This is a genomic window from Actinoplanes sp. SE50/110 (assembly GCF_900119315.1).
Lineage (GTDB): Bacteria > Actinomycetota > Actinomycetes > Mycobacteriales > Micromonosporaceae > Actinoplanes.
Genome location: NZ_LT827010.1, coordinates 2,684,868 through 2,698,302, shown reverse-complemented (window position 1 = coordinate 2,698,302; position 13,435 = coordinate 2,684,868). Strand labels below are relative to the sequence as shown.

Annotated in this window: 10 protein-coding genes; 2 read left to right on the top strand and 8 right to left on the bottom strand. The window is 75.3% G+C overall.

The window, feature by feature from the left end:
* Positions 1–57: 57 nt before the first annotated feature.
* Both ACSP50_RS12025 and ACSP50_RS12020 read right to left on the bottom strand, forming a co-directional pair.
* Positions 58–399: a UBP-type zinc finger domain-containing protein gene (locus tag ACSP50_RS12025; RefSeq protein ID WP_014689463.1), complete on the bottom strand. Its 342-nt coding sequence runs from the start codon at positions 397–399 to the stop codon at positions 58–60.
* Between the two features lie 9 nt (positions 400–408).
* Positions 409–786: a helix-turn-helix domain-containing protein gene (locus ACSP50_RS12020; protein WP_043511273.1), complete on the bottom strand. Its 378-nt coding sequence runs from the start codon at positions 784–786 to the stop codon at positions 409–411.
* Positions 787–882: 96 nt separating this feature from the next.
* On the opposite strand from ACSP50_RS12020, the gene ACSP50_RS12015 reads away from it, so the two are divergent.
* Positions 883–1,743 carry an SDR family oxidoreductase gene (locus tag ACSP50_RS12015; RefSeq protein ID WP_014689461.1) on the top strand — a complete coding sequence of 287 codons (861 nt, stop codon included), beginning with the start codon at positions 883–885 and terminating at the stop codon, positions 1,741–1,743.
* Positions 1,744–1,747: 4 nt separating this feature from the next.
* Here ACSP50_RS12015 and ACSP50_RS12010 read toward each other — a convergent pair whose 3' ends face one another.
* Entirely contained in the window at positions 1,748–2,209 is a 462-nt protein-coding gene (locus ACSP50_RS12010; protein ID WP_014689460.1) for an aminoacyl-tRNA deacylase, read from the bottom strand.
* 49 nt (positions 2,210–2,258) lie between these two features.
* Here ACSP50_RS12010 and ACSP50_RS12005 point away from each other — a divergent pair, with 49 nt between their 5' ends.
* A complete protein-coding gene (locus ACSP50_RS12005; RefSeq protein ID WP_014689459.1) occupies positions 2,259–2,633 on the top strand; it encodes a DUF427 domain-containing protein in 375 nt (124 codons plus the stop codon).
* On the opposite strand, the gene ACSP50_RS12000 is transcribed toward ACSP50_RS12005, so the two are convergent.
* The 5 genes from ACSP50_RS12000 to ACSP50_RS11980 all read right to left on the bottom strand — a co-directional run bounded on the left by ACSP50_RS12000 (position 2,630) and on the right by ACSP50_RS11980 (position 13,399).
* On the bottom strand, positions 2,630–3,640 hold the full coding sequence (locus ACSP50_RS12000) for a TIGR03617 family F420-dependent LLM class oxidoreductase (RefSeq protein WP_014689458.1): 1,011 nt from the start codon (positions 3,638–3,640) through the stop codon (positions 2,630–2,632). The genes ACSP50_RS12005 and ACSP50_RS12000 overlap by 4 nt on opposite strands.
* Before the next feature lie 5 nt (positions 3,641–3,645).
* On the bottom strand, positions 3,646–4,467 hold the full coding sequence (locus tag ACSP50_RS11995; RefSeq protein WP_014689457.1) for a P1 family peptidase: 822 nt from the start codon (positions 4,465–4,467) through the stop codon (positions 3,646–3,648).
* Between the two features lie 9 nt (positions 4,468–4,476).
* Positions 4,477–6,093: a methyl-accepting chemotaxis protein gene (locus ACSP50_RS11990; RefSeq protein ID WP_014689456.1), complete on the bottom strand. Its 1,617-nt coding sequence runs from the start codon at positions 6,091–6,093 to the stop codon at positions 4,477–4,479.
* Between the two features lie 332 nt (positions 6,094–6,425).
* A complete protein-coding gene (locus tag ACSP50_RS11985) occupies positions 6,426–9,437 on the bottom strand; it encodes an FtsX-like permease family protein (RefSeq protein ID WP_014689455.1) in 3,012 nt (1,003 codons plus the stop codon).
* Positions 9,438–9,886: 449 nt separating this feature from the next.
* Positions 9,887–13,399, bottom strand: coding sequence for an FtsX-like permease family protein (locus tag ACSP50_RS11980; protein ID WP_014689454.1), 3,513 nt, complete (start codon positions 13,397–13,399; stop codon positions 9,887–9,889).
* Positions 13,400–13,435: the final 36 nt, after the last annotated feature.

Below are 13,435 nucleotides of genomic sequence, written 5' to 3'. Positions count from 1 at the left end.
CGCCTGAGGGAGCTTTGGCGGGTTTGCGCCGTTTGCTCGGTATCCTTCTGGTTGCCGCTAGTGGATCTTGGATCTCCAGTCGGCCGGGACCGCGCCGGCCGGACCCGGGACCGGCTGGTCCACCGGCCGGCTGGTCGGGGGCGCCAGCTCCGGCCCACTGCCGGCCTGCTCGGCCGCGAAGTCCCAGAACCAGTCCTCACCCGGCTCGAACGACTGGATCACCGCATGCCCGGTCGCCCGGAAGTGGGCGGTGGCATGCTGCGCGGGAGAGGTGTCGCAGCAGCCCACGTGCCCGCAGGCGGCACAGCGGCGCAGGTGCACCCACCAGCCGCCGGCCTCGAGGCACTCCACGCAACCGGTGCCGGACGGCGGGACATCGGACTGAATCGACGCGCTCACGACAGGAACCTATCGCACCCGGTCGTACTCCTCCTGGGCCACCCGCACCCGCGGCATCTCGCCCTCGACGAGGTCGATCAGCTCCTTGAACTTGGCGGCGACCCGCTCGCCGAACGGGGTCAGGCTGTATTCCACCCGCGGCGGGATGGTGGCCTGCACCTCGCGGCGGACCAGGCCGTCGCGCTCCAGCGCCTGCAGCGTCTGAGCCAGCATCTTCTCGCTGACCCCGTCGACCCGGCGGCGCAGGGCATTGAAACGGTAGGTGCCGTCGTGCAACGCGGCCAGCGCGAGCCCGCCCCATTTGCCGGTGATGTCGGCGAGCACGAACCGGGACGTGCAGTCCCGGGCGAAGACGCTGGGGATCAGGTCGTCGGCGGGATCGGTCATGACACTCACCATACTCCCCCAGGGTTGGCACTTTCGAAAAGTTAGTGCATTCTCAAATGCAGCACTTCACTTCCCACACCTGATGAGGGGTACGCCATGACCATCGCCGTTGCCGGAGCCACCGGACACCTCGGCCGCCTCGTCGTCGAGGCCCTGATCGGCCGCGGGGTCGAGCCGTCCTCGATCGTCGCCGCGGTGCGCAGCCCGGAGAAGGCGGCCGGCCTGCTCACCCGCGGGGTCCAGGTGCGCGAGGCCGACTTCGACCGGCCGGAGACCCTGCCCGTCGCGTTCGCCGGCGTCGACCGGCTGCTGCTGATCTCCAGCAACGCGGTCGGCAACCGGGTCGGCCAGCACGTCGCCGCGATCGAGGCCGCCAAGGCCGCCGGGGTGCAGCTCATCGCGTACACCAGCGTGCTGCGCGCCGACACCACGCCGATCCTGCTCGCCGCCGAGCACAAGGCCACCGAGGAGGCGCTCGCCGCGTCGGGCGTGGCATACACGTTCCTGCGCAACGGCTGGTACATCGAGAACTACACCGCCCAGCTGCCCACCGTCCGGACCACCGGGGCGTTCCTGGGCAGCGCCGGCGAGGGCCGGATCGCCGGTGCCACCCGGCTCGACTACGCCGAGGCGGCCGCCGCGGTGCTCACCGCCGACGACGTGCGCCCGGTCTACGAGCTCGGCGGCGACCAGCCGTTCACCCTGGCCGAGCTGGCCGCCGAGGTGAGCCGGCAGTCCGGCGAGACGATCGGCTACCACGACGTGCCGGCCGACGAGCTGGTCACCATCCTGACCGGGGCCGGCGTGCCGGAGGGCTTCGCCCGGATCCTCGCCGACACCGACGTGCACATCCGGGAGAACGGCGTGCTCGACAACCCGGGCAGCGACCTGCGTGACCTGATCGGCCGACCGACCACCCCGCTGGCCGACGCGGTCGCCGACGCGCTGAAGGCCTGAGCCGTCAGGCCGGGTCGGTGACGTCCGCGTACTCGCCGCCCAGCGCGGCGACCGCGGCGTCGGCGCCGACCCGCAGGGCCACCCCGCGCTCGCCCGCGCCCAGGCCGACGGTCCGCCCACGGGTCCGCTCGTCGGCGATCACCGACCAGGCCGTGGCGGCGCCGAACGGCGTGATGGTGCCGCGTTCGTACCCGGTCGCCGCCTTCGCCGTCGCGGCGTCCGGCATCGACAGCCGGTTCACGCCCAGCACGGCGCGCAGTTTCGGCCAGGAGATCGAGCGGTCGCCGGGGACCAGGACGAACAGGAAGTCGTCCGGGCCCCGGCGGACCACCAGCGTCTTCACCAGATCGCGCAGTTCCACACCCTGGGTGGCGGCGGCCTCGGCGACACTGCTCACCGGCCCGTGCCGGACCACCTCGTGGGCGATCCCGGCGGCGGTCACGGCGGCGATGGCGGCGTTCGGCACCCGATCACCGTAGTAGCTTGGGTACGGTCCACAACATGGAGGGATCCTGATGAGTGACAGGCCGCGCAAAGAGCCCGGGCCGGACCATCCGATCACCGTCACACCGACCGGCCAGCGGGTCGTGGTGACCGTCGCCGGCAAGGTGGTGGCCGACACGAACAACGCGCTCAGCCTGCGCGAGTCGACCTATCCGGCGGTGCAGTACGTGCCGCTCGCCGACGTCGACCGCACGCTGCTGGAGCGCACCGGCACCCGGACCTACTGCCCGTACAAGGGCGAGGCCGGCTACTACTCGATCGTCGTCGACGACGTCACCGCGACCGACGCGATCTGGGAGTACGCGGAGCCCTACGACGCGGTCGCGCAGATCAAGGACCACGTCGCGTTCTACCCCGACCGGGTGGAGAGCATCCGGATCGGCTAGGCCGCCGCCCGCAGTGCGCCGCGGACCGCCGCCAACTGGTGGCGGTCCGCCTCGTACGGCGTGTACAACGAGATCCGGTCGATCGTCGCGCCGAACCGCTCGACCAGCCCGGCCGCCACGGCCGCCGGGTCCCCGGCCACCGCGAAGGTGTCCAGCACCTCGTCGGTGATCTCGGCGGCCATCGCGGTCCAGTCCTGCCGCCGGGACAGCGCGTTGAGCCGGTCGGCCAGCGCACCCCAGCCGTGCAGGTCCAGCACCCCCCGATACGCCGGTGTGGAGGCGTAGAAGGCGATCTGCCGCCGGACCGCCTGCTCGGCACGGGACCGCTCGGCCTCGTCCGCGCCCAGCACCACCATCGCGGCCAGGCCCAGCTGGAAGCCGTCCAGTGCGCCGCCGCGGGCCTCACGCAGCGCCGGAACCAGTTTCTCCGCCAGGTAGGCCACGCTGGACAGCGGGTGCACGAGCAGGCCGTCGGCGACCCGGCCGGCCACCGCGGTCATCCGCTCCCCCACCGCCGCCAGCTCGACCGGTGGGTTGCCGTGCGGGTTCGGCCCCGGATCGAAGAACTCGGTCATCAGCGTGTGCCGGTAGAACTCGCCGCGGAACATCAGCCGCTCGCCGGTCGCCCAGGTGTGCCAGATCGCCCGCAGCGCCGCCACGAACTCCTCCATCCGCGCCGCCGGCCGGCCCCACGGCATCGCGAACCGGCGCTCGATGTGCGGCTTCACCTGCGAGCCCAGACCCAGCCGGAACCGGCCGCCGGAGATCAGCTGCAGGTCGTTGGCGAGGATCGCGACGGTCATCGGATTGCGGGCGAAGGCCACCGCGATCCCGGACTGCAGCGAGATCCGCTCGGTGGCCCGGGCCGCCAGGGTCAGCGCGGTGAACACGTCGTGCTTCGTCTCGGCCGCGCCGAACCCGTCATAACCGAGGAGTTCCGCCGACACGGCCGCGGCCTCCACCTCGGCGGGCGAGGCGGCGACCGGCGCGGAGAAGTCAACCAGCATGCCCGTCAGCCTAGGGCGGCCCGGATCGCCGCGGCCATCACCTCCGCCGCGACCGCCCGCAGCAGATCCAGATCGGCCGGCTGCGCCCCGGTTGCCAGGGCCACCACGGCGTCCCCGTCATACCGCGAATGGGCCGGGTGCAGGGCCCGGGCGAAACCGGTGTGCCCGCTCTGCGCCAGCAGGAAACAGTCGCTCTTGCTCAACCGCGCGTCGGTGACCAGCACGCCGAGCGTGGTGTTCTCCCGGCCGAAGGAGGCCACCGGCTGATCCGTCCCGGCGCCGCCGCACACCGGGCGGCCGTCCGGACCGAGCACGTCACCCCAGGCGTTGACCACGGCCAGCGCGGTCACCCGGGCCGGCCCGGCCGCGGCGTCCGCCCGACCCAGCCCACCCGGATCGGTGCGGCCCCGCCACCGGCCGGTGTGCGCCCCGGCCCCGGCGCCGGCCCGGCCGGTGTGGAACTCGTCGCCGCGCAACGCCGCCCGGACCGCCGCCCGACCCGCGTCGGCGCCGGGCGGCCGCCCGGCGACCGAGGCGTCGAAGATGGACATGCCGACCACGATCGGTACCGGGCCGGCGGCGGTCGGGAAACCCAGCCCCCGCTCCCGCAGCTCGGCCATCACACCGTCCGCGGCGGCCAGGCCGAACGCCGAGCCGCCGGCGAGCACCACCGCGTCCACCCGGTCGACCAGCCGGGCCGGGTGCAGCAGGTCGAACTCGCGGGTCGCCGGAGCGCCGCCGCGCACCTCACCCGACCCGACCGTGCCCGGCGGCGGCAGGATCACCGTGACGCCGGTGCCGTCCCCCGTCCAGTTCCCCAGATGCATCCGCCCAGCCTAGTAACGGAAGCCCTTGACCAGGGCGCTCAGCTCGCCGGACATCCGGGTCAGCTCGGCCGTCGTCTGCTGCGACCGCTCCACACCCTCGCTCGTGGACCGGGCCGCCTCCGCCACCCCGGTGATGTTCTGCGCGATGTCGCCGGTGCCCGACGCCGCCTCCGAGACGCTGCGGTTCATCTCCGCGGTCGTCGCCGTCTGCTCCTCCACAGCGGACGCGATCGTCGTCTGGAAGTCGCTGATCCGCGCGATCACCCGGGTGATCTCCTCGATCGCGGTGACCGCCCCGTTCGTGTCCGCCTGGATCGCCTCCACCCGGCGGGAGATGTCCTCGGTCGCCCGGGCGGTCTCCTGCGCCAGATCCTTCACCTCGCTGGCGACCACCGCGAAACCCTTGCCCGCCTCACCCGCGCGGGCGGCCTCGATCGTCGCGTTCAGGGCCAGCAGGTTGGTCTGCTCGGCGATCGCGGTGATCGTCTTGATCACGTTGCCGATCTCGCTGGAGGACTCGCCGAGCTGGTTCATCGTCGCCGAGGTGCGCGAGGCCAGGTCGACCGCGGCCCCGGCGACCTGGGCGGCCTCGGCGGCGTTCTGCGAGATCTCCCTGATCGACGCGCCCATCTCCTCGCTGCCGGCCGACACCGTGTCGACGCTGCGGGAGATCTCCTCGGCCGCCGCCGACACGGTCTGCGCCTGGCTGGTGGTGCGCTCCGCCGAACCGGCGATCTCGGTGGCCACCTCCCGCACCCGATCCGCGGCACCGGCCAGTGAGGTCGCCGACTCGTCGATCGTCGCGACGGTGCGCCGCAGGTTGACCATCGCGGTGTCCAGCGCCCGGCCCATCTGCCCGGTCTCGTCGTTGCTGGTCAGACCGGTCTGCCCGGTGAGGTCACCGGCCGCCAGCCGGGTGCAGACCTCCCGGACCCGGCTCAGCGCGCCGACCACCGCCCGGATCACCAGGACGCCGATCAGGATCGCCAGCAGGTTGCCGAGCACCTGCACCGTGAGGATCACGTTCCGGTTGGTGTGATAGGTCGACTGCGCGCCGGCCGCCGCCTTCTGCGCGTCCGCCGACTCGGCCTGGCCCAACGCGACGAAGCCGGCCTTGATCTTGTCGGTGATCGGCGCGGTCTGCTCGTCCCGGACCTTGACGTACGCATCCACGTTCCGGCTCAGCGCGTTGGCGATCTGGGTGTTCTCGACCACCTGGCGATACGCGTTCCAGTTCGACTCCAGCGCGGCGACCGTCGCCGCGTCACCGGCCGGGCCGGCCGCCTTGTAGGTGGCGAGCGTCGACGCGAAACCGGTGAAACCGTCCTGCACCCGCTTCTCGTACTTGGCGTTGTCCGCCTCGGACCGGGAGATCAGCAGGTTGGCCAGGTCGTTACGGGTGGAGACGGCGATCGTCTCCAGGGCGGCCAGGGTCGCGGCGCTGGTCATGTTCGCCTGGTACAGCCGCTCGGCCGCGGACGCCGACCGGCTCAGGGCACGGGTCGCCAGGATGCCGGCGACCAGCGACACCAGGACGCTGATCGCGATGATCGCGCCGATCTTGTGGCGGACGCCCAGATCGGCGAAGAAACTCCGCCGCGCGGGCGGCTCGGTCAGGGTGGTCATCGGGTCCCCCGGGACACGCTGCGGGTGGCGAGCTAAATGATCAATTCCAGACTTAACCGTACGAAGTCGTTCCCCGGCCCGGGCGGTTTCATCCCCTCGTGAGTCGCCACATTCGGCCCTCCGCGCGCACCAACCCCGGCGGTCCCGGCAGCCCCTCCTCCCGCACCGGTCAGCGAATCCGCGCACAGCGTGCGGCGGGCGGTCGCCCTTCACCCACGACCGGTCGCATCTCCATCCGCGACGGCTCACTTCTCCACCCGCGACCGGTCGCTTCTCCATCCGCGACGGCTCGCTTCTCCACCGGCGACCGGTCGCTTCTCCACCGGTGGCGGTCAACGGATGCGGCGCAGCGTGCGGCGGCCGGAGAGCACGGCGGTGGCGCCCAACGTCACGGCCAGCGCCGCGACGACCGCCAGCAGGGCGGGCACCGCCGGCCAGTGCGGGCGGGGCAGCGGCGGCGGATCCAGCCCGGCCAGCGGCAGCGCCCAACCGGTCACCGCCCAGCCGGCCAGCGCGATCCCCAGCCCGGCCGGCATCGCGGCCGCCACCAGCAGCGGATACGCCCCGAGCGCGGCCCGCCGGACCGCGGCCCGGGACAGGCCCTGGGCGCGCAACGCGGCCAGATCCTCGGCCTGCCGGTCCCGGCCGGCCGCGGCGGTCAGCACCAGCACCCCGGCCGCCAGCATCGCGACCAGCACCCCGACCAGGGCGGCATAGCCGAGCGCGACGGCCGCGCCCTGCTGATCCAGGCGGGCGGCGACCTGGGCGGCCCGCAGGTCACCGGTCACCACGATCCCCTGCCCGGCCAGCCGGTCCAGCACGTCAGCCGGCGCCCGGGCATTCAGCCACACCTCGCCGGACGCGGTCGGGCCGGCATCGGTGGAGACCCGATCCAGGTATTCCAGATCGGTCAGCACGGCGGGCTCACCGAACGCCGGCACGGCCGCCAGCCGGCCCGCCACGGTCACCGGGACCTGCCGATAGTCCAGGCCGGTCGCCCGGCCCGGGACGAAACTGCCGGTCGCCAGGACCGGCAGCGGCCACGGGGTGTCCGCCGGCTGCAGCAGCAGCCCGTCGCTCGCCTCGTCCATCGTGGTCACCTCGAGCCGCAACCCGTCCGGCACGGTGCCGAGCCGGCCGCCCTGCCCGACCCGCCACGCCGCCGGATCACCGCTGCCCAGCCCGTGCAGGGTGAGCACACCGTGCACGCCGAGCGTGGTGCCGGCCGCGATCCGCAGCGCGTTCAACCGGCAGCCGCCGGCACACTGATCGGTCGCGTAGTGGTAGACGTGCCGACCCGGCCGCAGCACCCCCATCGGTGCCAGCACGTCCGAGCCCGGCCCGCGGACCGGGCTGACCACCGCGTCCACGCTGACCGCCCGGCCCTCGGCGAACTCCGCGGCGGTGATGTCCAGGGTCAGATCCGGCCCGCCCGGCACCTCGACCGGGGCGGGCGCGGGCGGGTGCAGCACGGCGGCGACCCCGGCCGGCACGGAACCGCCCGGCCAGTGGGCGACCGCGCCCAGCCGGTCGCTGTCCACCGCGAGCAGCGGCGGCTCCCCCGGATGCTGGGTGACCTTGACCGCCGCCATCGCGAACGACCGGTCCGGGTCCACCGCACGGACCGCCGCGAGCAGCCGGGCACGCCCGATCGGGCCGGCCGCGAGCACACGGTCGGCGCCCACGCTCAGGTCGGCCTCGACCCGGCGGCCGCGGGCCGCCACATCGGCGGCGGCCACCACGTAGCAGCTGACCGCGACCGCGGCGACCAGCAGTGCGAACACCCGCCCGGTGGCGGCCCGGCGGGCCAGCAGCAGGCCGGTCAGCCCGGGGCCGAGCCGTCCCCGCCGCAGAGCCCGTCGCCCGAGCCGGGCGGCGACCGGCCGCAGCAGCCGGGCCACCAGCAGCGCACCGGCCAGCATGGACAGTGCCGGTGCGGTCGCGCCGACACCGACCAGGTCACCCCGGCCGAGCGCGAGCTGGACGACGGCGGCCACGGCCAGCCCGAGGACCAGCACGTCGACGGCGAGCCCGGCCCGGCGGCCCGGAACCGGGGTCCGGCGCAGCAGCTCACCGACCGGACGGCGCAGCGGACCCAGCTGGGCGATCAGCACGGTCAGCACGGCCGCGGCGGAGGCCGGCGCGGCATACCGCAGCGAGCTCAGGTGCACCCCGGCACCCACCCCCGGCCAGCGCAGCACCACCACCGCGCTGACCAGCAACTGCCCGGCCAGGGCGCCGGCGACCGCGCCGGCCAGCACCGCGACCACGCTCTCCCCGGAGGCCAGCCACCAGCGGTGCGGCCCGCGGGCCCCGCGCAGCGCGATCACCGCGGTCTCCGGGCGGCGCGCCTCGGCCCCGGCCGCGGCCGCCAGCAGCAGGGCCAGGCAGGCGAGCAGCACCAGGGCGACGGCCGGGACCGGCACGATCCGGCGGGCGGTCACGTGCCCCTCGTCGATCCGGGCCAGCAGCGCCGGGATGGAGGTGACCAGCTTCAGGTTCGCGGAGGTGCTGACACCGTCCCCGGCGCCCAGGTCGGTGACGGTGCGGCGCACCTCGTCGAGCCCGGCCCGCAGCGCCGGCAGCCGGTCGGCGTCCAGCGCGCCCGGCCCCGCATACCCGTCGATGGCGAGCTGCACGTCGCCGTGCTCCATCGCGGTGACCGACGCCAGGCCGGTGAAGGCCGGTTCGCCGGCCCGGGTCCCGCCCGGCGTCTCGGCGAACGCGAAGTAGCCGTGCGACCCCCAGTACACATCGGACGGGTCGGCGACCCGATAGGTCCCGGCCAGGAAGAACTTCTTGGCCGCCCCGTCACCCACCCAGAGCTGCGAGTCCGGGTTCTGATCGAAGCGGGCGTACGACAGGCTCACCGACCGCCCGGCCGCCAGCCGCAGCCGCCGCGCCGTCTCCTCGCCGAGCACCAGGTCACCCTCGCCGAGCAGGCAGCGGCCGGTCACCATCACCAGGTGGGCACAGACGTCCTGCCGGTGCACCAGGCGGGTCGGTGTCCGGGCGTCGGGTTCCAGGCCGACGGCGGGAAACTCGGCGGCGTACGCATACCGGAACCCCGGCAGGCCGATCAGCGAAGCCCCGGTCGACGACAGGTCCACCTGCCCGGCCGGATCCCCGGTCGACCGGCGCGAATCCCCCTCGACCGCCTGCAGGCTGACCGCCCGCTCCGCCGGATCCGCCGCCGCCACCTGCCCGGCCGCCACCACCCGGTCCGCCGCCCGCAGATACGCCGGCGCCGCCACCACCGGAGCCACCGCGAACGCGGCCAGCACCGCCAGCATGAGCGCCGCCCCACCTCTCGCCCGCACCATCGCGAGCACCACCGCGATCACCGCCGCCCACCCCCACCAAGCCGCCCCACCGCGATCACCACACGCCTTCCCGCCCCGGCCACCGCTCCCGGCCGGCCGGTCCGCCCGGCCCCCGCCGCTCTCCCGGCCGCAACCCGGCGGCGCCCCACCGCGCGGCTCGGGTCGACCACCGAACGCCACCCGCCGCCCGTACCGAAGTCGATCGCGATGCCGCCGGCCAACGGCTGGTTCCGCGGTCCACTCCCAAGCTGACGGCCGACAGCCGCCCTCCGGCGGCCCCGGCAAGCGGCCGTCGCGCCCGGCCCCGGCCCGGGTGCGCGGATGGTCGTCGATGACCGCCCTCCGCCGGCCCCGGCAAGCGGCCGTCGCACCCGGCCCGTGCCCGGGTGCGCGGGTGGTCGTCGATGACCGCCCTCCGCCGGCCCCGGCAAGCGGCCGTCGCGCCCGGCCCGGGCCCGGTGTGCGGGTGGTCATCGGTGGTCGCCTTCGGTGCGGGCGGCCAGCGCGGCCAGGAGGGTGAGGAACAGCCACGCGGCGAAGGCGGCGAGGAGCAGCGGCGCCCCGCCGAGCACCTCGGGTGGCGGCAGGAGGCGCCACCCGTCGGCGAAGAAGGATTCCGGCTCCCCGGTGATCCACCGCGCCACCAGGGCCGCCGCCACCCCGCCCAGGGTGCCGGCCGCGACCAGGGCTGACGGCCCCAGATAGCGGGTCGCGGCAGCCGCCCGGGCGGGCAGCCCCTGCACCCGCAGCGCGGCGGTGGCGGCCCGCTGCGGTACCCGGTCGACCGCCGCCGCGACCGCGGTGGCGCCGGCCGCGGTGAACACCGCGGACACCGCGCAGAGCAGCGCGAACGGTCCGGCCGGGGCGGTGCCCCGGCCGGGCCGGCGAGCCGCCCGGCCGGCGATGCTCTCGTCGCCGAGCACGGTGACCCCGGCGGCCCTGAGCCGGTCGACGACGTCGGGCGGGGCGTTCGCGGTCAGCCACACCTGGGTTTCGCCGGCCGGCGAGAACTCCCCGGCCGTCCGGCGCACCGTGTCGAAGTCGAGGAGGATCCCGGCGGCGCCGGTCACCGGCAGCGCGGCGGCCGTCCCGGTCACCCGGGCCGGCACCGGCCCGGCGCCCAGCACGGTGATCTCCGGCTCGGCGAACCGCCACGGCACCGGCGTCGGGCCGGCCAGCAGCACGGGCAGCGGCAGCAGACTGTCCACGGCGAACACCCGGTCGCTGTCGGCTGTGCCGCCGTTCGGCGCGGCGGTGACGGTCAGACCGTCCGGACCGCCGCTGAGTTGCAGGCCGACGCCGGCCGCGACGGTACGCCAGCGGGTCGCGTCGGCCATCCGGGCCGGGCCGATCAGCTCGGCGTCCGGGCCGAGCCGGGCCAGCGAGTGCAGGACCACCGGGTCGGGCGTGGGTTTCCCGTCCGCGCCGGGCAGGCTGGGAATCTCCCAGCGCAGCAACCGGCAGCCGCCGTCGCAGCCGTCGAGCGGCCGGGTCACGGCGTGCTCACCGGGCGGCACCGGCCCGAACGACACCACCACCCGCGCCCCGCTGGTCTCGTTGAGCAGCACCGCATCGACGGTGGCCGCCGCCGTACGCCCATTTCGCACCTTCAGCACGAGCGACCGCCCACTGATCACGGCGGTCCCCGGTGCCCCATCGGTCACCCCGGGCCCAGCGCCCACCGAGACCACCGGGACACCCGACCGCGATGGGGCCGAAGATACCTGTGGTCCTTGAGGGGCCGAGCCCCCAGTAGGGACGAACGCGGCAGAGGCGGCCGGCGTGCCTGGCGAGGCATCCGTGTTCAGAGGGGCTTTTGTGCCCAGAGAGGAGACACTTCCCGCCGGGGCCCCCGTTGCCGTTGAGGCCGGCGTGTCAGCAGAGGCCTTTGCGCCTGCCGAGGCGTGGGTGCCGCGAGGGGCTGCCGTGCCTGCCGAGGTCGGGGAAACCGGAGCGACAGATGTGCCTTTCGAGCCTAGGGTGCCCGGCGGGGTCGATGTGCCTCGTGAGGCTGCGGCGCCTGGTGATGTCGAAGTGCCGGACGAGGTTGCGGCGCCTGGTGATGTCGAAGTGCCGGTCGAGGTGGCCGGTCCTGGTGAGGCTGGCGTGTCCGGCGAGTTCGGCAGGACCGAAGGGACCGGTGATTCCGGTGGTGCTGGGCGCGGCCCGTACTCGGGCCGCCATGCCCCCACCACCCCCAGCCGCCCGAAATCCACCGCAACGGTCGGCGGGCTCCCCGTCCGGTCAACCGCGGCCGCCATCGCGTACCGCCCGGCCGGGTCCGCCGCCCGCACCGCATGCCACAGCACCGTCCAGTTCGGCACCCGCACGGTCAGCACCCGCGCCGCACCGAGTTCGGCTTCGGCGCGTTCCCGGTGGGCCCGCCGGTCGGCGCCGGCCGCTCCGGCCGCGGTGACCAGGATCGCCACCGCGACGGCCAGGATGGCGAACACCCGGTCGAGTCCGGCGAGCCGGGACATCCGGACGGCGGCCAGCCCGGCCCGCAGCCGCCCGGCCCGCAGGGCCGCCGCCCCGCCCGCATCGGCTGCCCGGATGAGCAACCGGGCCAGCAGCACCGCGACCGCCGCGGCGACGGCGAGGGGCGCGACCGCACCGACGCCGGCGTCCGGGCTGCCGGATCGCGCCTGGTAGGCGGCGGCGACCGCGACCGCGACGAGCAGCGCGTCGGCGAGCAGGGCGGCCCGCCCGCCGCGCGCGGCGGGGATGTCGCGCTGCAGGGTGCCGACCGGGGTGCGCAGCAGCAGCAGGTCGGCGATGACCAGGGTGGCCAGTGCTCCCCCGACGACCAGCCCGGCCGCCCCCAACGACCAGGCGACGACGCCGGGCGATCCCGATGACCCGGCGACGACGTCCGGCGAGCCCCACGACCCGGCGTCGACGCCGGACGCACCCGGCGACCCGGCCGCCGTGACCGGCGGCGCGGCCCCGTCGAGGAGCCGGGCGACGCCGATGCCGACCGTCGCCCCGAGCAGCCCGCCGGCCAGCACCGGCGGCAGGTGCTGCCCGGAAAGCAGGAGCAGCACGCGCCGCCGGCGGCCGCCGCGGAGTTTCGCCCAGGCAGCGTCGCGGCGCCGGTCGCGGGCGGTGTAGCGGCCGGCCAGGGCGATCGCGTACCACCCGAGCAGCAGCACCGGGACGGCGGCGAGCAGCACCGCGCGCAGCAGCCGGGCGCCGGCGTCGGCCAGGTCGGCCCGCAGCGGTCCGGTCGGGTCTTCGACGTCGCCGAGTTCGCCGGCCCGGGCGACGAGGGCGCCGAGGTCGTAGCCGCCGGCGCCGCGCAGCAGGGCCGGCGGCGCCTCGGCCGACCAGGTGAGGACGGCCCGGCCGAGCTGGTCGCCGGTGAAGGTGGCGGCGGCGGTGTAGATCGGGTCGGTGCCGCTGCCGGTCCGGTACAACTCGTCGGCCCAGTATCCGGTTTCCGGGGCGATGATCTCGTAGATGCCGGTGACCCGGAGGGGAAGGAACGGGGCGGCGCTGGTCGACTGGATCCGGACCAAGTCGCCGGGCCGCACGCCGAGGCGGGTGGCGACCGCGGTGGTGAGGGCGGCGTCGCCGGCCGCGGCCGGGCAGGTGCCGGCGGTGAGCCGGACCCGCCGGCAGAAGCCGGCGCGGTAGTCGACGTTGATCGGGGTGGGCACGCCGCTGGCGTCCGTGACGCTCATCTGCCGGCTGAGGCCGAGCACGGTTGCGGCGCCGGGCATCGGCAGGGTGCGGTCGACGGCGGCGCCGAATCCGGCGAGGGTCGCGGCCGGGTCGCCCTGGGTGTCGTCTTCCCGGTGCACGGTGATGGTGCGCTGGGCGGCGGGGACGCCGGCCGCGGCGGCGGTGGCGGCCCGTTCGGTCCCGGTCAGCACGAACCGGGGCGCGGCCGCGGCGACCGCCGCCGGCAGCCCGGTGAGCAGCAGGAGTGTGCAGGCTTGCGCGGCCCGGGAACGTACCGCGCCCCACAGGATCGTCGGCATCACCGGTTCAGCGTGGCGCCCGCGCCGCGCGCGCAC

Excerpts from the sequence above, each read along its gene's own strand:
- ACSP50_RS12020 (WP_043511273.1), bottom strand. The coding sequence starts at position 786 with ATGACCGATCCCGCCGACGACCTGATCCCCAGCGTCTTCGCCCGGGAC.
- ACSP50_RS12015 (WP_014689461.1), top strand. The coding sequence starts at position 883 with ATGACCATCGCCGTTGCCGGAGCCACCGGACACCTCGGCCGCCTCGTC.
- ACSP50_RS12005 (WP_014689459.1), top strand. The coding sequence starts at position 2,259 with ATGAGTGACAGGCCGCGCAAAGAGCCCGGGCCGGACCATCCGATCACC.
- ACSP50_RS12000 (WP_014689458.1), bottom strand. The coding sequence starts at position 3,640 with ATGCTGGTTGACTTCTCCGCGCCGGTCGCCGCCTCGCCCGCCGAGGTG.
- ACSP50_RS11995 (WP_014689457.1), bottom strand. The coding sequence starts at position 4,467 with ATGCATCTGGGGAACTGGACGGGGGACGGCACCGGCGTCACGGTGATC.
- ACSP50_RS11990 (WP_014689456.1), bottom strand. The coding sequence starts at position 6,093 with ATGACCACCCTGACCGAGCCGCCCGCGCGGCGGAGTTTCTTCGCCGAT.
- ACSP50_RS11980 (WP_014689454.1), bottom strand. The coding sequence starts at position 13,399 with ATGCCGACGATCCTGTGGGGCGCGGTACGTTCCCGGGCCGCGCAAGCC.